Genomic DNA, 25,960 nt, shown 5'->3' on the forward strand with positions numbered 1-25,960 from the left:
GATTACCTATTTTTGATTTGGATGGAACGGAAAACGAGTCGCATAACCTTCTTTATTTTCTTGACGACCACGACCAATACCGATGGCATCCTCTGGAATGTCTTTTGTAATGACAGAACCTGCAGCCAACAAGGCGTTGTCCCCAATAGTTACCGGTGCGATGATGGTTGAGTTTGAACCGATAAAGGCATTGTCGCCAATGGTAGTCTTGAATTTATTTTTACCATCATAATTAACCGTAATAGTTCCTGCACCGACATTAACATTGCTACCGATGGTCGCATTGCCCAAATAAGTCAAGTGACCTGATTTGGTTCCCTCACCAAGTGTAGAAGCCTTAACTTCTACAAAGTTTCCAACGTGAACATCTTTTTTCAGAAGACTATCTGGACGGATATGAGCATAAGGCCCCACTGTCACACCCTCTTCGATAACAGATTCTTCAATGTCTGAGTTGCTAATGACCACATCTGCAGCGATTTTAGAATCACGTACACGAGTACCATTGGTTAAAACAGTACGTTCACCAATTACCGTTTGCCCCTTCAAGACAACGTTGGCTTCGATAACTGCTTCTGCACCGATTTCCACATCGATGTCAATATAAGTCGCTTCTGGATTGACAAAGGTGACGCCGTTAATCATGTGTTTTTCATTAATCCGCTTGCGCATAACTGCCTCTGCAGTCGCAAGAGCTACACGGTCGTTAACACCCAGGCTTTCATCAAAGTCTTTGAGGACATAGGCCCCAACTTTTTCGCCAGCCTGACGGAAAATGGAAATAACATCTGTCAGATAATATTCACCTTGGACATTGTCCGTGTTGATGTCCTTAAGGGCTTCAAACAGACGCTTGTTGTCAAAGAGATAGGTTCCTGTGTTGATTTCCTTGACCTGTTTTTCGAAATCGTTGGCGTCTTTCTGCTCAACAATCTTCAAGACTTCGCCGTCTGCATTGCGGATAATCCGACCGTAGCCGAAAGGATTGTCAGCCTGGGCTGTCAAGATAGTCGCAACATTCTTGTGGCTGACATGAAAGTTAATGAGGTTCTTCAAGCTTTCTCCTGTAATCAGCGGTGTATCACCTGCAATGACCAGAGTCTGACCTTCCAAACCTGCAAGAGCTGGCTCAGCCATCATGACCGCATGGCCTGTTCCCAACTGTTCTGACTGGAGGGCAAATGCTGACTGACCTTCGAGAACTGCTTGGACCAATTCTGCCTTGTGCCCCACAATGGTCACAGTCTTCGCAGGTTCCATAGCATCAACCGCACGTTTGACATGCTCCAACATGGTAATTCCTGCCACTTTGTGTAGGACCTTTGGCAAGTCAGACTTCATGCGAGTTCCCTTACCCGCCGCTAGGATAATTGCATAGTTATTGCTCATAGTTTTCTCTCTTTTCAATGATATACTCCTATTATAGCAAATTTTGATGTTTTTGGAAAATAGCGGAAGTGTGCCAAGTTTTAAGTCAAGCAAAAAGGAGCCTGAGCTCCTTAGATCGTTAAGTGAAGACCTCGCAGGCCGTCCTCTCCTGCTTTTTCCGTCAAGGCTTTTAGTTCTTCCCAGACAGGACCTTCTTGGTCTGTAAAACGTAGATTGGCGCCAGGCAAGCTAGCATTGGAAATGGCCTGAACAAAGCCTGACAAACTGGTTGCCAAGGCCACTCCGTCCTTACTGACCACATCTTCCTTGGTCACAAGCAAGGCTGACTGCAATTTCTCCGTCAGTTCTTTGCCGATTGTTTCCTCTTTTCCAGCAAGAATGGGAGAAAGTTGTTCCAACAAATTAATAACACGCTGTTTATCCATAGAATCCTCCTTGTTTTTGTTTTTTATATTATTATATCAAAAAACCAGGAACTAACAAGAAAAAACTTATATTTTAGGGTAAACTAATTCAAATTCTTCACAGACAACCAGCATGTCTTCTGAGAAGGTCAAACCTGCTTCGGCCAGCCAAATAGTGAAGGGTTCCTCATGGACCTGCCGCCAGTGGACCAGACTTTTCTCTTTTATGTCAGACAAGTTACCTCCCTGACGGAACTCGCCCTCCTTATAGGCATGTTCTTCCGTCACTTGGGAAAAGGGCGTCACATAGATCTTGGTGGTCTGGATAATGCAAACAGCCTGACCTTGTCCGTCCAGAATGATGTCATAGCCACCAGCTGTTGGAATTTCTTCTCCCTCTACTTCATAGAGGGCATGGGCAGAGCTGGTTGAGGTTTTGATGCCTCTAGCCACCAAATCAGCCAGTCGATCAGCTTCCGCCCCAAAAGCCCAGGCCTCTGGTTCAGGACCAGCTTGGGAATTGATGGCAAGAAATTCTTGCCAGAGTTGTGTAGGGGTCATAGGGGGTCCTTTCTAGAAATTTGCCAATTCTTCGCTTGATCAAGTAAAGCCTCAAATCCATAAGGGATTTGATTTAGAAGTGTTTCGGTTATCCCAAACTGGAGTATCTCAACTAAAGCAATTAATTGAGCATCTGCAATGTCATGAATATCTCCACAAAGAAATTGCCACATCCCATCTTCCAAATCGTGACTGATGTAGGTTATCGGTTTATTCTCTTCACTTATGTGTTTACAGATTACTACTGCTACATGAGGATTATCATCAAAGATCAACATCACTTTCCTCCCTACTTCAAACTCCAGCCGCCGTCGATGGTGATAATCTGGCCTTGCATGGAAGCGAGTTTTCCAGTAGCCAGCATGAAGGTCAGCTCTGCTATTTCGCTGGGCTGGGTCCAGCGTCCGATAGGGGTCTGGTCTGCCACCCAGTCCGCCAGGCCACCAGGCTCAAAGTCCTTCTGGGTCATTCCTGTCTGAACGGCACCAGGAGCAATGCCGAAGACCTGGACCTTGTCCTTGGCATAGTCCAGTGCCAGCTGCTTGGTAAAACCTGCCAAAGCATGCTTGGAGGCGGTATAGGCTGAGCCTCCTCCACCTGCTAGACTGGAGGCAATGGAGCACATATTGATAATGATGCCTGACTGTCTATCCACCATTTGCTGCAGATAGGGACGGGTCAGTCTAGTCACCGCAAAAAAATTGACCGTAAAGATGCGAGCTAATTCATCCTCCTCAATATCGAGGTGGGGACGGTAATCGTCTAGTATGCCTGCGGTGTTACAGAGGACATCGACTGTCTGGCACCATGAAAAGACGGGCGATAAATCGCCTGTCAGGTCCAGCTGTAGAAAGTGGAAATCGCCTGCCAAATCAGGCTTGCTGGCCTGATCAATCCCGTACACACGCCAGCCATTTTCCAAAAAAATCCCTGCCTGCGCTAGTCCGATACCGCTGGAAACTCCTGTGATGAGGGCTGTCTTAGTCATGGACTTCTACCCAGTCGGTCGCAAGGACGTCGCAAGGGGTCGGGCTCCACATGGAAAAGCCCTCGCCCTCTCCGGTTACGTTGATGAGGAAATAGGGCGTCGCCTCTAGCTTCTGCCCGTGGACCTCAATGGTGTCAAAGAGCTGGACGTAGTTCTCCGCCCCGCCCCAGCCTGTGCGAACGTACTTTTTCTTGGCCTTCAAGCCTGGTAAAATTTCTTCAAATGTCATTTGAAACTCCTTTATTCTTCTGTCTTTCAATCATTATACCAAAAAATCGGACTACTCTAAAGAGTTGCCTGATTGTATTTCTACACCATATTCTCCTTTTTCAATAGGAAAAATGTGCCTGCAAGCGTTGAGAAAAAGGCAAGAACCATAAAGAGCAGAGGCATCCAACCTGTCCAGTCCTGTGGTCCGTAGCCAAACTGACTAGCCAGCAGCTGACTAAAGCCGCTGAGCACCGTTAGCACATAGGCTGGAATCAAGGTATCTACAATTGCTGACTTACTACGATAGTAGAAGAGACCAGCTGCGATTCCTAAGATTATCAAGAGACTGGCCCACAAGGGCAGGGGAACTCCTTCATAAAACTGACGGCTAATCCAAAAACGCAAGACAATCAGCCCCACAAAACTAACCCCCCACGTCCCCATCAGCAGATAGGACTTGATTTTTGACCGTTCATAGACTAGGTTCTTTAGGATGAAAAAAGCAGAGCTGGGCAGAATGAGCGCCAGAAGCAAATCGCACAGCAAGCCCCGCCATTCTAGGACCATTTCACCAGTCACTCCAAACAAACCTAAGAAAAACCAGCTAATATAGACCAAGGAAATAATTCCTGTTAACCGCAGACCATAGTACCAGCGAATGGGCGGTAGGTCAGACAAGAGTTCATCCGCCATCTGCTTGCTGTCTTTGCCTAAAAAATCCTCTGCCGACTGACCATCTGCTTGAGCATCCAAGACATCTTGATAAATAGATAGCAAGAGTTCGGTCGCCCTCTCCTCCTGCTCATGAAAGGCTGACGCCAGTATCAAGTAAGCATGGAGCTTGCGCATATAGGCCTTGTTTTCCTTGGTCAACTTCCCCTGTAAGCTGCTAATAGCATTCAAATGTTCCTGTTGCTTGTTCATCTTACTTCTCCTTTTTCCATACCAACAACCAAACACCTAGCCAACTAGAAATTGCAGGAATGAGCAACAATAGTAAGTTTAGCCAAACTGGGACGGTCATGACCATATGCAATACACCGCCAACAATCAGAAAGAGATAGGTCGGTAAAAAGACATAGCGGACCAACTTTTCCTTTTGGAAAAATAGCAGAGCTAAACCGAGAACGGTAAGTGGCACTGCAAGCCCCCAGCCAGTCAAGACTAGGTCAGGTTCCTTGGGCATTGCCCAAAGACGAAGGCCACAAATCAGGAGAAAAAGAAGGGGAATGCAAAGAACGCTTGCCCAAACCTTGATTTTGCTGGTCTGGTAAATCAGACCGCGAATGATGAGGAAAATCCCTGCAGGCAGGAGGAAACTGAGAGCCGTGTCACACACCAAGCCCAGCCAGTTGAGCGAAATGGTGCCTGTCCCTGCAAAATCCATCAGCCATTGGCTGCCGAGGTAAATGATGAGCATGAGGCCACTCAGGTTTGCGACTTCCATGAAACCAATTGGAGGAAGGTAGCTGAGTAGGTCGTCTGCCATTTGCTTGCTGTCTTTGCCCAGAAAATCCTCCGCCGAAAGCCCGTCATTTTGGGCTTCCAGAACATCTTGGTAAATGGATAAAAGCTGGGCAGTCACTGCTTCTTCCTGCCTGTGAAAGACAGAGGCAATCATCATATAACCATTGATACGGCCCATATATTCCTTGTTTTCCTTGGTCAGCTGGTTTTCAATCACTTCAATCTGCTTGCGGTATTCCATTTGTTTGCTCATCTTATTCTCCTTTCAATCGCTGAACCTTTTGGACCAATTCCGTCCACTGGCTCCAAAAATCTTCTAGATAAACCTTTCCCTGGTCTGTCAGATAGAAATACTTTCTGTCTGGTCCGTCTGGTGAGGGCTTGTTTTGGCTGAAAATTAAGCCATTTTTTTCTAACTTCTGGAGCAGAGGATAGACCGTTCCTCCGACCATGTTTTCAAAGCCCAGCTTCCTCAGCTCTTGGACCAACTCATAACCATAGATTTCCTGTCGGGCAATGACCTGCAAGACACAGCCGTCTAGGACGCCTTTGAGCATTTGGGTTTCTTTCATAAGCCCTCCTCATCATCTGTAAAAAATCCAAACAATAGGTCTGATACTAACAGGATGCCTAAGATCAAAATAGAATCCAAAGCCCATCCAGTTATTATAGCCGTCACAATCGTGATACCTGCTAGTTCCAAATCTTCTCGTCTCATCTTGTCCAATTTCATATTTAATCTCCTACCTAGTTTGTAATACCAACTAGTCTGATAAAAATAAAAGTGATTTTCTTTGTCCTCTATCACTAGTTTGTTTTACCTATTAGCTTTGTATCTATAGTATAACACAAGGCGACTAGTATGTAAAACAAAATAGTAGAAAATGAGTAAAAAAATCAACACTACTACTCAAAGTTAGTATCAACATCTCAGCACAGTGATTGCTTCAACAGTCTGGGGAGAGACTGTTGAAGGTGGGAAATAAAACAAACGCAGTTTGTGTCCAATAAAAAACTTGGGTTGCCCCAAGTTTAGGAAATAATCTGTTTGTAAGACCGTGTTGTGATGGCATAGACCACTAGATAGAGGAGGAGATAGCCACCACAGATGCCTGCTGTCACCTGCAACATAAGCCCTGCATTGACCACGCCGATAGACAAAAGAATGGATGATAGCATCTTGTAGGCAAAGGCAAGATGGACAAAGGCAAGTAAGATAGGTAGGAAAAAGACGGTCAGCAATTGCTTGCGAATGGACTGTCTCGTCTGATCCTCATCCAGACCAACCTTGGTCATAATGACGAAGCGATCTCTGTCTTCATAGCCTTCTGAAATCTGTTTGAAGTAAATCACCAGCACCACCGCCATCAAAAAGATGAGCGACAGTAAGAGGCCTATGAAGAAAAGTGAACCTGCAAAACTGAAGAAACTACGCATCGCATAGGCACGATAGGCGAGACTGATGGCGTTGGTTCCATCAGGTAATATATTGGACTCCCAAAGCTCACTTTCAAAAGTACCGAATAAGAAGACCTCCTGGCTATTTACCTGTTCTTCTTCTGATAGACTGCTTTCAAAGCCCATATAATAGCGATTTTCGGCTTGATTTTCAAATATTGTCAAATCTTGAACAACAATGACCAGATACTGGCTGAGAAGGAAGGAACCATGGTCTGGTAGATGTCCTAAAGTCACATTCTTGGGCAAGACTTGGGCAACTTCCATCTCCTTTTCATCAAAAGTGAGGGTTTGACCAGCTTGATACTGGACTCCCTTACTATAAATGGCCACTTGGTCAGATGCCAACTGGAGTTTTTCTCCCGTCATCTTTTCATAGCTGGCTTGATCAAGGACAAAACCGATCCCAACTCGATCAGAGAAATCCATACCAGCGGCTTCTTCATCCGTCAAAAATCTTACTTGCTGGTTTGTCACCTCAGAAAAATAGGCTTGCTGATAAGGATAGACTACCTTACTTTCAACAGGAATATCTGTCTCTTCTAAGATAGCTTCCGCCCACTCCTCCCACTTCTCCGTTTGATCTTTTGAAGTGCTTGGTTGCATTCCAACATCAATCGAAAAGTCATTTGGATTTTGATTGGCAATATAATCCTTGCCACCGATGTAAATATTGAGCCCTCCAACCATGGTCACCAAGAACATGCTAGAGAGGATGGTAATGGTCGCAAGACCCAGAACATTTTTCCGCATACGGAAAATCAAGTTAGACACAGAAATAAAATTATCTGGCTTATAATAATAGGTCTGACGGTTCTTTAACCAGTTTAAGAGACTGATGACACCTGCGTGGAAGAGCAGGTAGGTCCCAAAGATAACCAGAAGAGTCGCTCCAAAGAAACTTGGAATAGCTGTCAGCGGACTGGTCACTAGTTGGGCAATGGTATAGCCTGCCCCCAATAAGATAAGAGCTAAGAGGGTCTGTAGCCAGAGTAAGCCTGATTTCTTATCCCCACGCTTCTTACCTTGAACCAGTTTGAGTGAGTCGGTCAAGCCCAATTTTCCAATATTAAAGAGGCTGACCAAGGCAAAAATCCCAAAGAGATAGATAAGTACAGTGACTAGACTTTTCAACTGGAAGGTTGAAGCCAAGACAACAGGCATCTGCATGGCTTTCAGCAAGAGCGCATAGAAGAGCTTATCTAGAGCTAGTCCCAAGAGTAAGCCTAACAGAATAGTGCTGGCTGAAAAGACCAGATTTTCCAAAAACGTCATCAAGAGAAGGTGTTTTTTCTCCAAGCCTAGGATACTATAGACACCAAACTCTTTTGACCTCTGCTTCATAACAAAACTATTGGCATAAAAGACCATGATGGCAACGGCCAGCATGACCACAATCATACCGAAGCCAAGCACTTGAATCACCCCATTGGCCCCCTTGACCTGACCTAAATCAGGATGAAAGGCAAGCGAGGCAAATATATAGGCAATGGCTGTAGACAAAATAGTCATCAGGGCATAGGGAAAATAGAGTCTGCGGTTCTTTTTGAGATTGGTCAGAGCCAATCGAACGGTTAGTCCAAACATACTACTCACCTCGATTCGCCATAAGTGTCAAGGTATCTGAAATCAACTGATACATTTCCTGACTAGTTCGCTCACCACGGTAGATTTGATTGTAGAGGATGCCATCCTTGATGAAGAGAACCCGTTTGGCACGACTGGCCGCTGCAGTTGAGTGGGTCACCATCAAAATGGTTTGCCCCTCTTGGTTGATTTTTTCAAAAATATCGAGAAGGGTTGCCGTTGATTTGGAGTCGAGGGCTCCAGTCGGTTCATCCGCTAAGAGGATTTCTGGCTGAGTAATGATGGCACGCGCCACCGCAACCCGCTGCTGCTGACCACCCGAAATCTCGTAGGGCATCTTGTCTTGCAAGGTCGCAATTCCCAGGCTATTGAGCGTATGAACGAGTCGCTTGTTCATCTCATCAATCGGATAGCGAGACAAAACCAGAGGCAAAAGCACATTGTCCTTGACAGAGAGGGTGTCCAAGAGATTGAAATCCTGGAAGACAAAGCCCAATTTCTCCCGACGAAAGACTGCCGCTTCCTTGCTCTTGATAGATTGGGTATCCAATCCGTTAAGCAAAACCTTGCCCTGCGTTGGCTTATCAAGGGTCGCCAAAATATTGAGCAAGGTGGATTTTCCAGAACCAGACTCACCCATAATGGCGACATATTCACCCTTTTCCACTGTAAAATGAATATCCTTCAAAGCCTCAACCTGTCCCGCCTTAAAGAGAGAACTGTATATCTTTTGAACGTGTTGAACATCTAAAACTGACATAACTTGACTCCTTTTCTTTTTCTACCCCCATTCTAGCTCATCCTCCGACAGTCTGCCATAGCCCTAGCTTTCATTTGCGTGACAATTTTGTAAGATTAATCAAAAATCAACTCCACTTCTTTGATACCGATACGCACTTCTGTTCCCCGACCCACTTTTGATTTTAGCTTTAGGGAATAGCCCAGCTCCGCAGCAATTTTCCGTGAGAGATAGAGCCCCAGCCCCGAAGATTGCTGGGTTCTGCGGCCATTGAAACCTGAGAAACCACGCTCAAAGACCCGTTCCAAGTCGCTCTCAGCAATCCCAATTCCCGTATCGCGAATAACCAAATCATCCCCATCCAAAACAATCGAAACGCTTCCCCCCTGACAATACTTGAGGGCATTGGATAAAATTTGCTCAATCAAGAGACCCAGCCAGCGTTTGTCTGTCTTTACGCTCCTATCCAGCTGCCCCAAGTCCAAGCTGGTATTGGCCTGAATGAAAAAGAGGGAATATTTCTTGACCAGACTTCTGACCAGCTCTTCCAAATTGACGGCTTCGATAACCAAATCGTCATGAAAGGACTGTAAACGCAGATAGTTCAAGACCAGAGCTGTGTATTGTTCGATTTTAAAAAGTTCTGATTCTAGCTGATGACGGACTGGACTACTATCTACTTCCTTGACCAAAAGCTGACTGGCTGCAATCGGCGTTTTCATCTGGTGGGCCCAGAGGGTGTAGTAGTCGTCTAATTCTGTCTGTTCCTGACGCTGTTTTTCAATCAAGAGCTTGTTCTGGACTTCTAGTCGCTCCACCTTCTCCAGTAACAAACGCTCACTGGCTGTCCCAGTAGCTACTTTTTGACCACGCCAGATTTTTCCAAAGCGGGAAAATTCCCTGACAAAATCCCAGAGGAGGGCGAGGAGCCAGCAGATAGTGAGCAGGGTGAGGGCGTAGAAAACCAGATTTCTTTGGATGTCAAAGAGGCTACTATAAGCCAGAATGGTCGTGGCAAAAAGACAGTAGCTGACCAGAAATAGCCAACGATGACGGAGCCAAGAAGTTAGAAAATCAGACAACATTTCCTTATTCATGTGTCCACACCAGGCCATAGCCTACTCCTTTCTTGGTCGCAATCACATCTGGCAGACCCAGCTCTGCCAATTTTTTACGCAGGCGTGCAATGTTTACCGACAAGGTATTGTCATCCACAAAAATATCACTGTTCCAGAGTTCTCTCATCAGCTCCTCACGGCTGACCACTTCCTTGCCATGTTCAAAAAGCACCCGTAAAATCTGAAATTCATTTCGGGTCAATTCCTCTACATCCTGTTTATAGGATACCTGCATGGTCTTCAAATCCAAGGAAACTTCTTCAAACCAGAGCAAACTTTGTTCGCCGACAAAGTCATAGGTTCTTCTGAGAAGCCCCTGTATTTTGGCTAGGAGAACCGTCATTTCAAAGGGCTTGGTCACATAGTCATCCGCCCCCATATTGATCGCCATAACAATATCCATTGGCTGGTCATGGGAAGACAGAAACATAATAGGCACACGGGATGTCTTGCGAATTTCCTGACACCAGTAATAGCCATTGAAAAACGGCAGACCAATATCCAGCAAAATCAAATGGGGCTGAAACTCTTCCATCTGTTCCAAAACCATCTGAAAATCTTGGACCTCTTGTACCTGGTAACCCCAGTTTGTAAGGTTCTTGGCAACTAATTGGCTAATCGTTTTATCGTCCTCGATAACTAAAATCTTTTGCATCGCTCTCTCCCTTTTTCATATATACTATATATTATAGCCTATAAATCACAAAATGGTCCGATTTTTCTAAATCTCAAACTAAGATTTGTCAGACCAATCATATTTCGTTATACTAGATAAAAAAGGAAAGGACTACTATGCCGAATTTATTGACCTATCTTGAAGAAACTCAATACGATAATTTTTATGATAAACCTATCAATAAGCTAGATATTCTGGCTCTGACCGAACTTTCCTACCTCCCTTTTGATAATCTGGTCCCCTACTCTTTTACAGAAAATGGTGTACGACTTGATCGGTTGGCAGCGTCCTTTGAAGAGACCTACAAAAATAATTTCCCTCCCTTTTCTATGGTGACCAAAAACCGCCTAGCCTTACTTGGACTTCTAGCCAAATCCATACGCTTCAAGTCTATCAAGGTATTTGGATTCGTTGACGATTATCAGTTGGAACAGGAAAAGCAGTTTTCAGCAATTAGTTATCGCATTGACCGAAAAACGATTGTGACTTGCTTCAGAGGGACAGATGATACTATTATCGGTTGGAAGGAAGATTTCCACATGACCTGATATGTAAAGCCCTTTGTCAAGTAAAAACAATCGAACTGATTAAAAAATGAAAAGTATCTAGAAAGAGCCTAGTTCTTAGCTTCGGGCATTGGCCACTCTGATATTCGTGGATTGGTTACCTACAGGTCAATGGTTCTGCCGCGAGTCCTACTCTCTATAAGCGTGGATCACAATTGTGCCACTTAGTCGTTTCGTAGATGACTCAAACCTTGAAGTCCTAAACTCCTTCAAGATACTTTCCATTCAAACATGATTTCAATCCTTATTTCTGTCCAAATTCACCCAGTGATTTTGGATAGAAATAGGGATTCCTCATCGCTCTGCGATGATAAAACTTAATGGTCAAAAGTGTACATGAAAACAAGCGCTAACTTCAAGCTATTCTTCCTGTCATCATCCCCCAAATAAAACCAGACAATTCTCGTGCAATAGCTGTTTTAGCAACATTTTGTTTCTTATTTTTTCCTAGAACAAGTGTGCGATAACGTCTTCTTAAGCGTTCATTAGCCTTATCCGCATAAGCAATCACCTCCACTCGGTTTCCACTTTGTCTCCTTTTCAATTCTTTGGATTTATACCCAATCGTCCCCTTAGCCAATGATTGTGCAGCTTCTATCAGAAGTCGTCTCACATGGCTATTCCCAGCTTTGGTGATAGCACCTCTTCTCTCCTTGTCGCCGCTAGAATTTTCGCTAGGAGTTAGCCCAAGATAAGAAGCAAAATGTTGAGCTGTCGCAAAGCGATTAAAATCACCGATTTCTGTCACAATGGAAAGAGCAGTTAGTGTTTTAATGCCAATAAAGCAAGAAAGCCGTGAGACCTTCTCTTGATAACTGTCGCTTTGACCCAGTTGCTCAATTCGTGCATCATACCGTTCTATTTGATCTACTAATTTCTCATAGGTCAATAGATATTCTGTCAAAATCTCTGCGTAAAGTCCCTCAGGTTTTAGGGAACGGAGCCAGCGAACATGTTTCTGTGTCCAATTACTGCTTCCCTCGGTATAGCGAAAATCATGTCGGAGACAGAAGGCAAGAATTTGTTGTTTGATTTTCTTCAGAGCCACTTTGTGGTCTGTTCTCATACGGATATATTCTTTGACTTGTTCATCCTCAGCAGTAGGAATATGAACAGGCTGATAGCTACGAAAGGCCAGAGCTTTTGCGAGCTGAGCCGCATCTTTCTTATCAGTCTTAACACGCTTAGATCCTTCCTTCATTACCGTTGTAGGTGCCATCACGATACAGGGAATCCCGTGAGCTTGTAGCTGGTGATATAGGGTAAATCCGAGGCATCCAGCTTCGTAGCCACATAACACTTCTGCATCTTGACCATATAAACGACGAAGCTCATTCACATAGTTCACAATATAGCTAACATTTGGACTAACTTTAGTGCTATGTTTGAATTGATTGGTCATCATATCATAATAGCAGAGTGAAAAACTTTCTTTGTGAACATCCATTCCGATGAAAAGTGTGGTAAAATGAAACATATAAGACCTCCAATTGAGTGTGGTAATTCCTGTTAGAAGTTGATTGTTTTTTTATTCTAGTGTACAGGTAAATCCACGAATTCTCAACTGGGGGTCTTTACATATTGTCTATACCAAATCCTTTGATTTTTACCAAACACCAGCCTGTTTTCACCTGCGGTTTGGCAACTTCTTTTACTTCCAAAACCTCTGGCCCACCAGCCTGTGATACGACAACAGCCTTCACAGGAACTTCCTTTCATTAGTCAAACTTTTTTACTATTATAACAGAAAAAGAAGAATAGTCAATGTTTTTGACTATATAACTCCTAATAATTCTTGATAAATCTCCCTATCCTCATCTTTGAAGACATTGAAAATGACCTGTAATTGCGGGTGGTCATAGACAAACGCTCTCACAGTTTTGATTGCAATTTCCGCTGCACGTTTTTGTGGAAAACGAAACTCACCCGTACTAATGCAACAAAAGGCGATGCTGGTCAGCCCCTTTTCCACTGCTAATTCCAAACTTTTTCGATAGGAGGAAGCCAGCAGTTCCTCGTCTTGAGGCCCGACCTCCGTTTGAATAATCGGCCCAACCGTATGTATAACATAGTTGGCTGGCAGATTGTAGGCTGGTGTTATTTTTGCTTGGCCTGTTGCTTCCAAGTTCCCCTGAGCCTTCATGAGTTGGTAGCAAGCCAACCGCAGCTGAAGCCCAGCCTGCGAATGAATCGCATTGTCAATACAACGATGATGAGGTACAAAGCACCCCAAGAGCTGACTGTTGGCCGCGTTGACAATCGCATCGACTTCTAGGCTAGTAATGTCGCCCTGCCAGAGATAAATCTGTGGCTCCACTTCCTGTAAGTCGGAAAGACCTAGCACCCTTTTATGAGTTAATTTTTCCTGTAAATAGGCATCTTGCAGGCTCCAAAACTCCGCTGGCATGACCTTGGGCTCCCAAATGTTCATCAAGGCTCGCAAGGTCTATCCAGAAGTCCCGCCCCGTGTAGAATACTCTCTGACCGAACTGGGGCACTCTTTGAAACCCATCCTTGATTCTATGTGGGACTGGGGAGAATGGTACAAAGCACAACAAAACTAGCCTAGAAAATTCTAAGCTAGTTTCATTTTATCCTTCAACTGTTTCTGAGGCAGTTTCGCTTGCTACTTCTGAAACGGTTTCTGATACAGGTTCGATGATGACATCATCAATTGTAAGCTCAATATCTTCAGACACAACTACAGCATCCTCAATATCTTCTTCTGTCAAATCCACTGTCGGAGCTTTAGCAGTTTTTGCCTTGATAGCTTCCAAAATATCAGCCGTTGACAAGTTTTGTTCCGCAATTTTTTCCTTGATTTGCTCAAAGGTTTCCAAGGATTTTTCCTTACCAGACTTGACCAAATCTTCTACTGTCAATTCACCAGTTTCAAGTTGAGTTTTTACTTCGGTAAATCGTTCAGTCGCTTGTTTGCCTAAATCTTGTGCCTTAGTGACAAAATCAGCATTGATTTCTTCATGGTTTTCCTTATAGTCATTAGCAAAGTTTACAACTTTTTCTTTGACTGTTTTACCAGTTTTACTTGCTAGAAAGGCAGCTGCAGCAGCTCCGCCTGCTGCCCCTAACAAAAGGCTAGTCCACACGCTACTAGATTTTTTTACCATTTTTGTCTCCTTTCTTACCTAAGAGAGATGAAAGAGTTGACAGAGCTGAAAGAGCTCCGCCAGCTTTTACAGTACTTGCTCCAGCAGACTTAGCTTTGACTGTCAAATCACGCGCTGAAGCATTCAAATCTGATACAGAAGTTGACAAGTCAGCTACCGCTACAAAAAGAGGATCAAGGGTCGAAACCTTACCATTTACATCTTCGACTAAGACATTGGTTTTAGCCAAAAGCTCGTTGGTCTGATAGAGAGTCACATTGACATCGCTGGTCAAGACCTTAAGCGTTTGCTGGGCTTCATCTGTCACCGTACCCAATTTTTTCAACAACAAAACAATATATACTGCCACCGCCGCGATGGACAAGGCAATAATCAAGACAGAAATTTCAATAATCATATCTTCTCCTTTAGGGTTGATAGAATGGAATAGAAGACTTTCTTCTCCGCAACACAACCATGATAATACCAACGAGGATTAACACCCCAGATAGCCATTGGGAAACACGTATTCCCAAGAACATGAGGCTGTCCGTCCGCAAGCCTTCTATCAAAAGGCGACCACAACCATACCAGACTAGGTAGAAAGCCGTTATTTCTCCCTGTTTAAGGAATTTGGGCTGTCTACGTAACACACAAACCAAGCCAAAGCCTAGCAAATTCCAGAGAGACTCAAACAAGAAGGTTGGTTGACGGTAGGCACCATCAATATACATCTGGTCTCGGATAAAGGCTGGCAGGTAGTTCAAACTTTCTACTGCCTTACCATAGGCCTCTTGGTTAAAGAAATTTCCCCAACGACCGATTGCCTGAGCAATCATGACCGATGGCGCTACAATATCCAAAAAATCCAGGGTATTAATAAAGCGATACTGGGTAAAGAAATAAAGGATAATCGCACCTGTAATCAAACCACCATAGATGGCAATACCACCGTTCCAGATAGCGAAGATAGATAAAATGTTATCCTTATATTCACTCCACGAAAAGGCGACGTAGTAAATCCGTGCCCCTATGATAGAAAGCGGAAATGCGATTAGAATAAAATCTAAAATATCATCCTGACGAACTTTCTTTCGCGGACCCTCTTTTGTCGCCAGATAAACACCTAGAATCAGACCAAGCAAAATACAGATTGCATACCAACGAATTTCTAAGGGACCTAATTTAATCGCAATAGAATCCATAATTAAACCTCTTCTCTATTGTGTTCAATTAGATTAGACAAGCGTTCTTCGAAGATTTTCGTTGCATCAAATCCCATCTGTTTGGCACGGTAGTTCATGGCTGCTGCTTCAATTACAACAGAAATATTTCGACCGGTTTTTACAGGAATACGTATTTGTGGAATAGCAATTCCTGCTATTTCGATACTATCGCCAGAATTTCCCAAACGGTCAAATACCTTACCTGTTTCAAAATTTTCTAAGTAGACAGCCAACTGCACTTCTGATGAATCTTTCACGGCACTAGCACCATATAGACTCATAATATCGATAATGCCAACTCCTCGAATCTCTAATAAGTGGCGCAGAATTTCTGCAGGTTCACCCCAGAGAGTAACATCGTCTTTTGCATAGACATCAACACGGTCATCAGCCACCAATCGGTGTCCTCGTTTAACCAACTCAAGACCAGTCTCACTCTTACCGATACCAGAATCGCCCTGGATAAGCACTCCCATACCGTAAATGTCCATCAAGACACCGTGTACACTCGTCCGCTGAGCCAGGCGACTATCCAAGTAAGAAGACAATTCTCCCGATAGACGACTGGTTGCTGTCTTGCTTCGACAGATAGCAATTTGTTTTTCTTTTGCAGCCTTGTACATCTCCTCAGGTATTTCCAAGCCACGTGCCACTATGACAACAGGGGTTTCTGGCTGGAACATCTGAGAAAGAACCTGATAGCGGTTATGGGCAGTCATGGCCATCAAATAAGACCACTCCTTCATCCCTATCAACTGGATGCGCTCTGGAGCATAGTAATCAAAATAGCCAGTCATTTCCAATCCTGGTCGGGTAATATCTGCCGTCGTAATTTGCTTTTGCAGGAGCTCTTCCGTACTGTAAGCACATTCAATCCGCAGATTATCGACCAAATCTTTCACATAAACGGTCATTTCTTCCCTCACTTTCAGTTTTATTATATTATACCATAAGCTAGGGGTTGGGGGAAAAACAAGGGGCTGATTTGGTAAAAAGAATGAGTTCTTTCTTTTTCTCACAAAATTAGCAAAACTTCTACAGATTAAATGCACTTCTCTTCCTTCGCTACATATTTTTAACAAATCTGTTATACTTTATATAGATTAATACTTACTATTAAGGAGAAAAATATGGAACCCTTATTTCTCACACCTGTTATGCACGAAAAAATTTGGGGGGGCAATCGCCTAAGGACCAACTACCACTACGACATTCCTAGTGAAAAGACTGGGGAATGTTGGGCAATCTCTGCCCACCCAAACGGCGTAACAACTGTCTCAAACGGTCAATATAAAGGAAGAGGACTGGATGACCTCTATAAGAATGAAAAACATTTATTTGGCAATCCAACAGATGATGTCTTTCCATTATTAACAAAAATCCTTGATGCAGACGATTGGCTTAGCGTCCAAGTCCATCCCGATGATAGCTATGGCTTAGCTCACGAAGGGGAACTGGGCAAGACAGAATGTTGGTACATTTTGGAAGCCGAGGAAGGCGCTAAGATCATTTATGGTCACAATGCCCAATCCAAAGAAGAACTCCGTCAGCAAATCGAAGCTGGAGATTGGGACAAGCTGTTGACCCATGTACCCGTTAAAAAAGGTGATTTCTTCTTTGTACCAAGCGGCACCATGCACGCCATCGGTAAGGGAATCCTGATTTTAGAAACCCAACAATCTAGTGATACAACCTACCGTGTCTATGACTTTGACCGCCGTGACGATGCAGGCAACCTCCGTGAACTACACATTGAGAAATCGATCGATGTGCTGAACATCGGACCTGTTGCTAATTCCACGCCTGCCCACTTCAAAGCAGGCAATCTTGACTCGACACTTCTGGTTGCCAATCCCTTCTTTACCGTATATAAATGGAATATCCAACAAGAAATCAAAATGGAACAGACAGTTCCTTACCTGCTGGTCAGTGTCATTGAAGGGGAAGGTGCCATCCAAGTCGGTGAAACCAGCTACCCTCTTCAAAAAGGAAGCCACTTTATCTTACCAGCCGATGTGACAGACTGGACATTTACAGGACAAATGGACATCATCGCAAGTCACACAAACTAATACTCTTCGAAAATCAAAATTATCCGTTGTCAACTTGCCTTGATGAACTCCAGTTCTATCTTCGACTTCGTTTCCTAGGCTACTTTTGATTTTCATTGAGTATAAGCATACAAAAAAACTTGAGCCTTTAAACTCAAGTTTTTTTGCATTATTCAAACCAAGACTTATTTATCTTTTCCGCTTCTTTTATCTTACGTGGACCTGTTCCATAGCGTTCCGCGTCCCTATCTTCCTTATATGGTAAAAAATAAGCTGCTGCAATATAGAGAGCAATCAGAAGGAGGAAGGATTTGCCTAAGAGGAGACCTGCAATAAATATCGCGCGTGTTACCCAGGATTCCCAGCCCAATTTATGCGCTATGCCGGCAAGAACCCCTGATACTATCTTCCCCTGCCTTACTTTATACAATTCAATTGACATCTTTTATTCCTTTCACGTAAAAGCCTCCTTGACCTGTTTGTACCTTCAAGAAAAGTAAATCATTACCAGATTTTTCAAACTGATAGGGACTATTTTTCTTTTTCCGGTTAACCAAGACATGTCCTGATTGCGACTCAATCTGCCCCCGAATTCCCTGGCCTTTGCCAGTTTGTAAAGTCAAGGGAGCCTGAGCTAGTTGCACATACAAGTGTTGGGGATAACCACCGCAAGTCGTCAAGCGAATATCCTGTTGTTTTTTATCCCTTGAACTGCGGATAGAAATATCTTCAAATGGTAAGTAATCCAAGCGAGCATCTGCCTGACCAAGTTCCAAATCCAGCACTGACATCCATTCCTGAGGCAAGTTGATTGTCAAACGACAGGCCAAGCCACTGCTGAAATAGAGGCATTTTTTTTCTACATAAAGATGAGGAAGTCTATCTTCTGGTGCATCTTGATTGTAGCAAATCTCCACACTAATCTGATTATTTTTAGACTTAGCCAAAGTTAGACGTCCCTCAGATAATTTTAAAAAGAGTGATTCAATACCTTCAAAACTATAGGATTGTTTCAATTTGGAGGAAGCAAAGACCTTAAAACTTGGCAAGGTAAAATTCAATTTTACTTTTTCTTCCACAAAAAGAAAGTCTGGTTCTTGATTCATTTCCTTAAAACAGGCACGCGCCTCTTCCTTGGTCAAGACACCTTTTTCATATAACTCAATTAAGCGTTCTTCTCTCTTTTGCGTCATAGACTCACCTCAATTCTACTCTAGTATATCACATTTCTCCACAAAAAAATCAGCCCGAAGACTGATTCTCTATTCTTTCAAAGTAAGTTTGCCCCTACACTTCCCACATCGGTATTTTTTTAGGTCAATGCGGCGCTTGCGCTGGTAGACTTGTCCACAGGACTGACAGGTATACAGCAGGCTTGGCTTGGCAGCTTGTTCCAGTTTGGGAGCATAGCGCAGGCCGTCCACAGCAGCCAGCAATTCTTTAAAATCCCTGTCTCCGTGCCGATAGCCCTTCTTCTCAAAGTAGAGATGGTAGTGGCAGAGCTCGTGGCGGACAATCTTCCGAAAGACTTCTAAACCTTGCTCCTCCAAATGCTTGGGATTGAAGTCCAAATGCCCATCCCTTGGAAAAAAGCGACCACCCGTTGAGCGTAATCGCCTGTTCCAGATTGCTACATGCCGAAATTCCTTACCGAAGTCTTGCAGGGAGACTTCTTGCACATACTTATTCAGATCCATTTGGTTTCAAGAGGCTAAGACCGATACGATTGCGTTTGATATCCACTTCGACCACCCAGACGGTTACGATTTCCCCAACAGCGAGGACTTCGCTAGGATGCGGTAAGGCTTGTTGGCGTCCATTTTTATCCCGTTTACGTTTGACCATGCGTGAAATGTGGACCAGACCATCCTCGTGGACACCGATATCCACAAAGGCTCCAAAGTCCACAATATTGCGGACCGTGCCTTGCAATTCCTGTCCGACTACCAGGTCCTTGACATCCAAGACATCTTGACGAAGGACTGGTGCTTCAAAGTCATCCCGTAAATCACGACCAGGTTTGAGCAAGTCTGCGATGATGTCCTTCAAGGTTTCCTGACCGACACCGATTTTTTCTGCCGTATCTGCAATAGCAACCTGCTTTAATTTTTCCTGCGCAGCCTCATCTAAGTGGTCAATCGCTAGAAGTTCTAACAGGTTTTCCACAGCCTTGTAAGACTCGGGGTGCACGCCAGTATTGTCCAAAAAGTTAGTCGCATCAGGGATGCGCAAGAAACCAGCTGCCTGCTCAAAGGCCTTGTCACCCAGACGAGGCACCTTTTTGAGTTGCTGACGAGAGGTCAGAGCACCATTTTCCTCGCGGTACTTGACAATGTTCTCCGAAATGGTCTTGTTGAGACCAGCCACGTGAGCCAAAAGGGCAGGACTGGCCGTATTAACATTGACACCGACCTGGTTGACCACCGTATCGACCACAAAATCCAGACTTTCAGACAGAGACTTCTGGTTGACATCGTGCTGGTACTGGCCGACACCGATGGACTTGGGATCGATTTTGACCAGCTCAGCCAGAGGGTCTTGCAGACGGCGGGCGATGGAAATGGCAGAGCGTTTTTCCACAGGTAGGTCTGGAAACTCATATCTGGCCAGTTCAGAAGCTGAATAGACAGATGCTCCGCTTTCATTGACGATAACGTAAGAAACATCTGGGAAGTCCTTGAGTAAATCAGCGACGAAGGCTTCAGATTCACGGCTGGCCGTTCCATTTCCGATAGCAATGATTTCCACCTGGTATTGCCCAATCAGGTCTGCCAAGTCTTTTTTTGCCTGAGCAATTTGTCGCTGACCAGCCGGCTCAACTGGATAGATGACCTGAGTTGTCAAGAGTTTTCCAGTCTGGTCCACAACCGCCAGCTTAGCTCCTGTCCGAAAGGCAGGGTCAAAACCAAGGACAATCTTGCCTTTTAGAGGAGATACAAGGAGCAGATTTCGTAGGTTTTTAGAGAAGAGCTGGATAGCTCCTTCTTCTGCTTCTTCCGTCAATTCTGTCCGAATCCGACGCTCCATAGCAGGCAAAATTTTCTTCTTGATAGCCTGCTGGATGACATCTTTGATGTAGTTATTAGACTGTGGAAAACGCAGCTCAAAGAAGCGGATCATTTTATCCACATTGTGTTCAAAAGAAACCTTGAGAACACCTAATTTCTCCCCACGATTGATGGCCAAAGTCTTATAACCCTGCATTTTTGCCACTTTCTCAGAAAAATCATAGTAAATCTGAAAGACTTCTTTTTCATCTGCTTCTTGATCTTTTAGCTCTGAAGTAAGGTTTGAATTGGTCTGTACTTCATGGTAGACCCAGGCCCGAAGTTTGTTGTCTTCTGAGATAGCTTCGACCAAAATATCCACAGCCCCAGCCAAACAAGCCTGAGCAGTATCAAAACCTTCACAGATGAAACTAGCAGCCTGTTCTTCCAAGTCAGCCACATTCTGCAAAATTAGACGAGCCAGCGGGAACAGTCCAGCCTCACGCGCCACCGTTGCCTTGGTCCGACGTTTTTCCTTATAAGGCAGGTAGAGTTCTTCCACATCTGCCAACTTTTCTGCTTCCTCGATAGCCTGACGAAGCTGATCTGTCAACTTGCCCTGCTCTTCAATCTTGGCAAGGACAGTAGCTTTGCGTTCTGCCAGAGCAGTCAAGGCCTTATCACGATCAATGATAGACTTGATGACCACCTCGTCTAAGTTCCCCGTCACGTCCTTCCGATAACGAGCGATAAAGGGAATGGTGTTGCCTTCAGCCGTCAAAGAGAGAACCGTATCAATCTGTTTTAAACTAACGCCCAATTCCTGAGCAATTTTCAAATATTTTTCTTCCATAGCTACTATTATAGCATGAAAGCGGTACAAATGACTCAATAGAAAAAGCACGTAGATAAACTACATGCTCTCAATAGCTAATTAAAATTCAGCCTGATCCGGGTCAAGTCGACCTTTTACTCCTTCTAGTTTATCCAACTTTGCAACTGCTGTCGGACTAATAGCCAAGCCATCAATTTCCAAATTCGCCTTAATATTTTCTGGACTAGTTGATTTCGGGAGAGGGAGAAAGCCTTTATCTAGAGACCAAGCCAATGCTAACTGTGCAACACTACAACCAGCTTCTTTAGCCAAATCGGCTGCTTCTTGGCTTTGGAAAAGGCTTCCTGTACCAAATGGGCTATAGGCCTCCAAGAGAATCCCTTTTACTTTGCAGTAAGCAACTAATTCTGACTGAGGAGTTCCTGGAGCTAACATAATCTGATTAGCCATCGGGATAATCTCAGCCGTTTCCAGCAAAGCTTCTAGATGGTGTTCCATAAAGTTAGAAACTCCAATTACTTTCACTTTTCCAGCACGATAGAGCTCTTCTAATGCCTTCCAAACCTGGGCATTGCGTTCCTTCCAGCCAATGCTGTCGCGAATAGCCTTTGGATTTGGCCAATGGATTAGTAACAAATCCAGATAATCCACCTGAAGTTTTTGCATGGATTCTTCTACTGAAGCAAGGGTATCTTCATAGCCAATCTTGTCATTCCAAACCTTAGTTGTTAAAAAAATGTCCTCACGAGCTAGACCACTATCAGCTATAGCTCGACCAACACTAGCTTCATTGCCATAAATTTGAGCAGTATCAATATGGCGATAACCAGCTTCCAATGCATAAGAAACCGCACCGTACGCCACTTCACCATCGGGTATCTGCCAAGTTCCAAAACCAATTTTAGGAACAGTTACACCATTTGAAAACGTATATCTTGTCATAAAAGACCTCCTATTTCTTCTATCCCCAGTATAAACTAAATTGTCAATCAATACAAAATAATGCGACCTAAAAATAAAAGACACCCGAAAGTGTCTGCTCACATTTATTGTATACTTACTTTTCAAAATTTATTTTCTTGGATAGTTTGTCGATAACAACAGCTCCAACTAATAGAGAAAGCAATTCTCCTGCTGCTGTTGTCAACCAAGTTAGAAAGAATGGTAAATCATATAAGACTTTTAATTCTAAAGCAATGGTAAACATAGTTGCCGCAAAAAAGAATGAGAAATAAAAGAAAGCCTTGTTAAATAATCCACCGAATAGATAGTCCTTCTTGTATTTTTCAAACAGGATAACTCCCAACGTAACGAAAATTAATGTCGAGAATCCACCCACAAAAAGGTCAATCACGCCAAAACCAATCAAGTTGGAAATCATGCAACCAATGGTCACGGCGATAATATACTTACGATTATAAAAAGCCAAGAAATTGAGCATTTCAGACAAACGAAACTGAACAGCCCCGAAGGAAATAGCATTCAATGGCGGTGTCAAGGTAAGAGCGACATAAATCGCCGCTACAAGAGCAATTTCTGCCATATCTCTGGCAGTCCATTTATTAGATGTATTCATAAAATTCTCCTTTAGCGAAAAAGCTTAAAATATGCTTGGGTAAAGTGAGCAAGCCCCAAGGGTCATTGAAAATTCAACAACGTTGATTAGTATAGCATATTTTTTCTAAAAATGATAGACTAGTCCTATGAAAAAACTATTTTATCAACTCATCAATAACGAAGTTATTCTCTATTTGATTGCAGGTGTGGCAGCAACCCTGGTTTATATGGTCACTCGAATGGGACTATTTCTGTTCATCCCATCCATTCTACTAGTAACTCTTTTAGCCAATGCAGTAGCTATCCTCTTTGCCTTTTGGACCAACGACCGTTTCGTTTTCAAACAAGCCAGAGAGGGTTGGCCTCAACGATTGATCAAGTTTGTATCTGCCCGCATCGCGACCTTGGTCATGGATATGGCCCTAGCCTATCTATTAGTACAAGCCTACCCACAATTGATTGGGCAGTTTGTCAACCATGATTTGACACTTGTTAACGCCATCGCCACACTCTTCTCTCAAGTCTTGGTCATTGTGGTCAACTATTTCTTGAGCAAACTCTTTATCTTTAAAAATACGAAATGAGGCTCCAACGGAACCTCATTTTTATATATAGCTTGATTTTCCTGCTTCATTCTTTATCTATCGCTGTAAATCTTGCCTTTAGCCTATTCAAGATAGAAACAATATCCCCATCTCTAGCATGAAACTCTTCTACCTGCATACTTTGAACCGTAGCATTAATCATTGCACCAATGATGAGTACTTGAGCCATAAAAATGAACCAAAGCATAAAAACAAGAAAGACGACAGCTGTTACTATTCTAAAATCCAGCAACTTATTAGCATAATTATCAACATAAATCGAAAATAACTTTCCAATAGAAGTCATCGTCAACAGAACAAACAACGTTCCTGGAAAAACATATCGAACTTTTTTTATCCGAACATTTGGCAAAAAGAAATAAAGCATAACCAAGGCGGCAAACAGAGCCATTAAACCTACTAACTGTGTTTGACTAAGAAGCCCCTTCAGCCAGGCGTCTTCAATAGGAACCAGCTTATTAATATAAGAAAAAACTGCCTGCCCGAAAGTCAAAAGCGTAATACTTAAGAGGATAATTACCTGCAGACCAATTCCTAAAAATATGCCAATCAAGTGCCCAATAATAAAATCACGGTGTTCATTGATGCCATAAGCCTTATTAAAGGCCTTCTGCAAAATAGTCATACTACGTGACAGGGTCCAAAGAGTTGTCAGAATTGAAATCCCTAACCATGATGACGACGGCTTTGTTAATACAGAAGTGATAAAAGATGAAACCGAAGGATAGAGCTTGTCTGGCACAAATTCAGCTACAACCGATAAAATCATATCCACATCAAATGGATAATATGGCAGTAAATTCGCAAGAGTTAGAAGAATAGGGAAAATAGAAATTAACAAATAGTAAGCTACTGCAACACTTGTTACATCGCTATCAGCAGAACGATAAAAAGAAAAGAAGGTTGAGCAGAATGTTTTCAAACCTTCAACTATTCTGGTTTTCTTCATTCTCTCCTCCTTTCTCATTCATCTATTATTCACGACCACACCGAGAATTAATAGGTCCCTTCTTCACCTTGACTGGTCAAAATAACCGGTCCATCTTTGGTGATGACAAATTGGTGTTCGTATTGACAAGACAAACCACCATCAAGTGTTTTGTGAGCCCAACCAGTCTTCATATCCGTATCAATTTCCCAAGTCCCTGTATTAATCATAGGCTCGATAGTCAAAACCATGCCCTCACGCAAGCGAAGACCTCGACCTTTAGTTCCATAATGAGGAACCATCGGCTCTTCGTGGAAAGTTGGTCCAACGCCGTGACCCACCAAGTCACGAACAACACCGTAGCCAAGACCTTCTGCATATTCTTGAATGGCTGCACCAATATCACCGATACGATTGCCAACAACTGCTTGCTCGATACCGCGATACAAACATTCCTTAGTCACGTCCATCAAGTTTTGAACTTCCTCAGAGACCTGACCAACTGCATAAGCCCAGCAGGAATCCGCACAACCACCACGATAGGTCTGGGTGATTTTCTTCATAGCCTTGACATCATTAAAGTTGAGCTTAGAAACATCAACTACCGCTTTATCCAAAGGCTCGCTCAAAACCATATCGACCTTCAGTAAATCACCTTCTTTAAGCTTGTAATGACGTGGAAAGGCATGAGCGACCTCGTCATTCAATCCACAACAAGTCGCATAAGGATAATCCATCAATTCTCCATCAACACCAATTTGGAGTGGCAAAACATTCTTTTCCTTACACGTTTTACGGACATATTCCTCTACTTCCCACATGTCCACACCTGGCTTGATAATCTCTCGCAAACCAATATGAATACCAGCCAGAACATCTCCAGCACGTTTCATTGCATCAATTTCTCGTTGTGATTTAATGGTAATCATTTATTCTCCTCATACATTTCTAAACTAAATTCAGCCCTCTTCAAGCTAAATTTTAGATAATTTCTTGTTTTATGGCTATAGCGGTCACTTCCGCGATACTGCGCAACCTGTACCAAACCAGCTTTTTTCGCCACCATCTGACTGGCCACATTTTCCTCATGAGTGACGATAACCAGCTCCCTCAGACCAAACTCATAAAAAGCTAGATAGACTAAAGTCCTCACTGCTTCCGTCATTAAGCCTCTTCTCCAGTAGTCTTTTTTTAGGAAATAGCTGAGCTCCGCAGAAAGTTGACGTTCATCTACCTTTTCAAAGCAAAGCGCACCAATCATCCTCTCCGAATGCTTATCAACTAAGGCCCAGTTTCCCAATGGTGAACGCATAAATTTTTCAACCATTGTCGAAAAAGCAATATTTCTGTCCTCCAAAGCTGGAAAGATAAAAGGAAGATTTTCGGGATTTGATACAATTTCATAGAAACTTTCTCCATCTTCAAAAGAAAATGGTCGTAAATACAAACGGTCCGTTTCAAAGTAAGCAAACTTCGCTAGTCTTGTCCAAAGTGTCATAGT

Annotated in this window: 32 protein-coding genes, 2 pseudogenes and 1 riboswitch; of the genes and pseudogenes, 4 read left to right on the forward strand and 30 right to left on the reverse strand. The window is 43.4% G+C overall.

Going from position 1 to position 25,960, the window contains the following annotated elements:
- Window positions 1-6 precede the first annotated feature (6 nt).
- The 14 genes from glmU to K6969_RS08725 form a co-directional block, all read right to left on the reverse strand.
- Window positions 7-1,389 (reverse strand): bifunctional UDP-N-acetylglucosamine diphosphorylase/glucosamine-1-phosphate N-acetyltransferase GlmU, encoded by a 1,383-nt coding sequence (gene glmU, locus K6969_RS08660; RefSeq protein ID WP_318816431.1) that lies wholly within the window; start codon window positions 1,387-1,389, stop codon window positions 7-9.
- Window positions 1,390-1,499: 110 nt separating this feature from the next.
- Window positions 1,500-1,814 (reverse strand): hypothetical protein, encoded by a 315-nt coding sequence (locus tag K6969_RS08665; protein ID WP_172020526.1) that lies wholly within the window; start codon window positions 1,812-1,814, stop codon window positions 1,500-1,502.
- 66 nt (window positions 1,815-1,880) lie between these two features.
- Complete coding sequence (locus tag K6969_RS08670) at window positions 1,881-2,354, reverse strand: ASCH domain-containing protein (RefSeq protein ID WP_172020525.1); 474 nt, start codon at window positions 2,352-2,354, stop codon at window positions 1,881-1,883.
- Window positions 2,351-2,632: a hypothetical protein gene (locus tag K6969_RS08675; protein WP_172015660.1), complete on the reverse strand. Its 282-nt coding sequence runs from the start codon at window positions 2,630-2,632 to the stop codon at window positions 2,351-2,353. Before K6969_RS08675 ends, K6969_RS08670 begins: the two co-directional genes overlap by 4 nt.
- Before the next feature lie 11 nt (window positions 2,633-2,643).
- On the reverse strand, window positions 2,644-3,342 hold the full coding sequence (locus K6969_RS08680) for a 3-oxoacyl-ACP reductase (RefSeq protein ID WP_029174792.1): 699 nt from the start codon (window positions 3,340-3,342) through the stop codon (window positions 2,644-2,646).
- Complete coding sequence (locus tag K6969_RS08685; RefSeq protein ID WP_004194840.1) at window positions 3,335-3,571, reverse strand: DUF2829 domain-containing protein; 237 nt, start codon at window positions 3,569-3,571, stop codon at window positions 3,335-3,337. The genes K6969_RS08680 and K6969_RS08685 overlap by 8 nt, the downstream gene beginning before the upstream one ends.
- 80 nt (window positions 3,572-3,651) lie before the next feature.
- Window positions 3,652-4,476: a hypothetical protein gene (locus K6969_RS08690; protein WP_248029794.1), complete on the reverse strand. Its 825-nt coding sequence runs from the start codon at window positions 4,474-4,476 to the stop codon at window positions 3,652-3,654.
- 1 nt (window position 4,477) lies between these two features.
- Entirely contained in the window at window positions 4,478-5,272 is a 795-nt protein-coding gene (locus tag K6969_RS08695) for a hypothetical protein (RefSeq protein ID WP_172101315.1), read from the reverse strand.
- Between the two features lies 1 nt (window position 5,273).
- On the reverse strand, window positions 5,274-5,591 hold the full coding sequence (locus K6969_RS08700; protein WP_172101316.1) for a PadR family transcriptional regulator: 318 nt from the start codon (window positions 5,589-5,591) through the stop codon (window positions 5,274-5,276).
- Window positions 5,588-5,752 carry a hypothetical protein gene (locus K6969_RS08705; RefSeq protein WP_172101317.1) on the reverse strand — a complete coding sequence of 55 codons (165 nt, stop codon included), beginning with the start codon at window positions 5,750-5,752 and terminating at the stop codon, window positions 5,588-5,590. Before K6969_RS08705 ends, K6969_RS08700 begins: the two co-directional genes overlap by 4 nt.
- 299 nt (window positions 5,753-6,051) lie before the next feature.
- Window positions 6,052-8,064: an ABC transporter permease gene (locus K6969_RS08710; protein WP_321537395.1), complete on the reverse strand. Its 2,013-nt coding sequence runs from the start codon at window positions 8,062-8,064 to the stop codon at window positions 6,052-6,054.
- A gap of 1 nt (window position 8,065) precedes the next feature.
- The gene (locus K6969_RS08715; protein WP_172101319.1) at window positions 8,066-8,824 is read right to left on the reverse strand and encodes an ABC transporter ATP-binding protein; all 759 of its coding nucleotides are present in this window, start codon (window positions 8,822-8,824) and stop codon (window positions 8,066-8,068) included.
- Between the two features lie 95 nt (window positions 8,825-8,919).
- Entirely contained in the window at window positions 8,920-9,918 is a 999-nt protein-coding gene (locus tag K6969_RS08720; RefSeq protein WP_228381415.1) for a sensor histidine kinase, read from the reverse strand.
- Complete coding sequence (locus K6969_RS08725) at window positions 9,893-10,576, reverse strand: response regulator transcription factor (RefSeq protein WP_029174787.1); 684 nt, start codon at window positions 10,574-10,576, stop codon at window positions 9,893-9,895. Before K6969_RS08725 ends, K6969_RS08720 begins: the two co-directional genes overlap by 26 nt.
- A 137-nt stretch (window positions 10,577-10,713) precedes the next feature.
- Between K6969_RS08725 and K6969_RS08730 the strand changes: the two genes are divergently transcribed.
- Window positions 10,714-11,145, forward strand: a complete 432-nt coding sequence (locus K6969_RS08730) for an Mbeg1-like protein (protein ID WP_321537396.1) — start codon at window positions 10,714-10,716, stop codon at window positions 11,143-11,145.
- Window positions 11,146-11,518: 373 nt separating this feature from the next.
- On the opposite strand, the gene K6969_RS08735 is transcribed toward K6969_RS08730, so the two are convergent.
- The 3 genes and pseudogenes from K6969_RS08735 to K6969_RS08745 form a co-directional block, all read right to left on the reverse strand.
- Complete coding sequence (locus tag K6969_RS08735; RefSeq protein WP_321537345.1) at window positions 11,519-12,640, reverse strand: IS110 family transposase; 1,122 nt, start codon at window positions 12,638-12,640, stop codon at window positions 11,519-11,521.
- A 103-nt stretch (window positions 12,641-12,743) separates the two neighbouring features.
- Window positions 12,744-12,866, reverse strand: a pseudogene (locus tag K6969_RS08740) (quinone oxidoreductase); the annotation flags it as partial.
- Window positions 12,867-12,937: 71 nt separating this feature from the next.
- The gene (locus K6969_RS08745; RefSeq protein WP_174851971.1) at window positions 12,938-13,594 is read right to left on the reverse strand and encodes a protein-ADP-ribose hydrolase; all 657 of its coding nucleotides are present in this window, start codon (window positions 13,592-13,594) and stop codon (window positions 12,938-12,940) included.
- A gap of 7 nt (window positions 13,595-13,601) precedes the next feature.
- Here K6969_RS08745 and K6969_RS08750 point away from each other — a divergent pair.
- Window positions 13,602-13,727, forward strand: a pseudogene (locus K6969_RS08750) (winged helix-turn-helix transcriptional regulator); the annotation flags it as partial.
- A gap of 27 nt (window positions 13,728-13,754) precedes the next feature.
- Here K6969_RS08750 and K6969_RS08755 read toward each other — a convergent pair.
- Genes K6969_RS08755 through hprK form a run of 4 tightly spaced genes read right to left on the reverse strand, consistent with a single transcriptional unit; the run spans window position 13,755 to window position 16,410 of the window.
- Window positions 13,755-14,291 carry a YtxH domain-containing protein gene (locus tag K6969_RS08755; RefSeq protein WP_014637092.1) on the reverse strand — a complete coding sequence of 179 codons (537 nt, stop codon included), beginning with the start codon at window positions 14,289-14,291 and terminating at the stop codon, window positions 13,755-13,757.
- On the reverse strand, window positions 14,275-14,685 hold the full coding sequence (locus K6969_RS08760; protein WP_024381624.1) for a DUF948 domain-containing protein: 411 nt from the start codon (window positions 14,683-14,685) through the stop codon (window positions 14,275-14,277). The genes K6969_RS08755 and K6969_RS08760 overlap by 17 nt, the downstream gene beginning before the upstream one ends.
- Window positions 14,686-14,698: 13 nt before the next feature.
- Window positions 14,699-15,475: a prolipoprotein diacylglyceryl transferase gene (lgt, locus tag K6969_RS08765; protein WP_029174781.1), complete on the reverse strand. Its 777-nt coding sequence runs from the start codon at window positions 15,473-15,475 to the stop codon at window positions 14,699-14,701.
- A gap of 2 nt (window positions 15,476-15,477) precedes the next feature.
- On the reverse strand, window positions 15,478-16,410 hold the full coding sequence (gene hprK, locus K6969_RS08770; protein ID WP_002936769.1) for an HPr(Ser) kinase/phosphatase: 933 nt from the start codon (window positions 16,408-16,410) through the stop codon (window positions 15,478-15,480).
- A 216-nt stretch (window positions 16,411-16,626) separates the two neighbouring features.
- On the opposite strand from hprK, the gene manA reads away from it, so the two are divergent.
- Window positions 16,627-17,568, forward strand: a complete 942-nt coding sequence (manA, locus tag K6969_RS08775; protein ID WP_029174780.1) for a mannose-6-phosphate isomerase, class I — start codon at window positions 16,627-16,629, stop codon at window positions 17,566-17,568.
- 148 nt (window positions 17,569-17,716) lie between these two features.
- Here manA and K6969_RS08780 read toward each other — a convergent pair whose 3' ends face one another.
- From K6969_RS08780 to K6969_RS08805, 6 genes are all read right to left on the reverse strand, one after another.
- Window positions 17,717-17,989 carry a PspC domain-containing protein gene (locus K6969_RS08780; RefSeq protein ID WP_002936774.1) on the reverse strand — a complete coding sequence of 91 codons (273 nt, stop codon included), beginning with the start codon at window positions 17,987-17,989 and terminating at the stop codon, window positions 17,717-17,719.
- Window positions 17,979-18,740, reverse strand: coding sequence for a hypothetical protein (locus K6969_RS08785; protein ID WP_171942690.1), 762 nt, complete (start codon window positions 18,738-18,740; stop codon window positions 17,979-17,981). The genes K6969_RS08780 and K6969_RS08785 overlap by 11 nt, the downstream gene beginning before the upstream one ends.
- A gap of 69 nt (window positions 18,741-18,809) precedes the next feature.
- Window positions 18,810-19,244, reverse strand: coding sequence for a SprT family protein (locus tag K6969_RS08790; protein WP_004194799.1), 435 nt, complete (start codon window positions 19,242-19,244; stop codon window positions 18,810-18,812).
- A complete protein-coding gene (locus tag K6969_RS08795) occupies window positions 19,231-21,387 on the reverse strand; it encodes a Tex family protein (protein WP_171942691.1) in 2,157 nt (718 codons plus the stop codon). The genes K6969_RS08790 and K6969_RS08795 overlap by 14 nt, the downstream gene beginning before the upstream one ends.
- 81 nt (window positions 21,388-21,468) lie before the next feature.
- The gene (locus tag K6969_RS08800; RefSeq protein WP_029174264.1) at window positions 21,469-22,311 is read right to left on the reverse strand and encodes an aldo/keto reductase; all 843 of its coding nucleotides are present in this window, start codon (window positions 22,309-22,311) and stop codon (window positions 21,469-21,471) included.
- A gap of 115 nt (window positions 22,312-22,426) precedes the next feature.
- The gene (locus K6969_RS08805; RefSeq protein WP_004194794.1) at window positions 22,427-22,945 is read right to left on the reverse strand and encodes a QueT transporter family protein; all 519 of its coding nucleotides are present in this window, start codon (window positions 22,943-22,945) and stop codon (window positions 22,427-22,429) included.
- Window positions 22,943-23,044, reverse strand: a riboswitch (PreQ1 riboswitch). It overlaps the preceding gene by 3 nt.
- Before the next feature lie 28 nt (window positions 23,045-23,072).
- Between K6969_RS08805 and K6969_RS08810 the strand changes: the two genes are divergently transcribed.
- Window positions 23,073-23,510: a GtrA family protein gene (locus K6969_RS08810; protein ID WP_171942692.1), complete on the forward strand. Its 438-nt coding sequence runs from the start codon at window positions 23,073-23,075 to the stop codon at window positions 23,508-23,510.
- A 46-nt stretch (window positions 23,511-23,556) separates the two neighbouring features.
- Here K6969_RS08810 and K6969_RS08815 read toward each other — a convergent pair whose 3' ends face one another.
- Genes K6969_RS08815 through K6969_RS08825 form a run of 3 tightly spaced genes read right to left on the reverse strand, consistent with a single transcriptional unit; the run spans window position 23,557 to window position 25,957 of the window.
- The gene (locus K6969_RS08815; protein WP_024376735.1) at window positions 23,557-24,480 is read right to left on the reverse strand and encodes a YihY/virulence factor BrkB family protein; all 924 of its coding nucleotides are present in this window, start codon (window positions 24,478-24,480) and stop codon (window positions 23,557-23,559) included.
- A gap of 47 nt (window positions 24,481-24,527) precedes the next feature.
- Window positions 24,528-25,388 (reverse strand): methionyl aminopeptidase, encoded by an 861-nt coding sequence (locus K6969_RS08820; protein WP_024376734.1) that lies wholly within the window; start codon window positions 25,386-25,388, stop codon window positions 24,528-24,530.
- The gene (locus tag K6969_RS08825; protein WP_044672162.1) at window positions 25,385-25,957 is read right to left on the reverse strand and encodes a GNAT family N-acetyltransferase; all 573 of its coding nucleotides are present in this window, start codon (window positions 25,955-25,957) and stop codon (window positions 25,385-25,387) included. The genes K6969_RS08820 and K6969_RS08825 overlap by 4 nt, the downstream gene beginning before the upstream one ends.
- Window positions 25,958-25,960: the final 3 nt, after the last annotated feature.

This window comes from Streptococcus suis (assembly GCF_019856455.1).
GTDB lineage: Bacteria > Bacillota > Bacilli > Lactobacillales > Streptococcaceae > Streptococcus > Streptococcus suis_AE.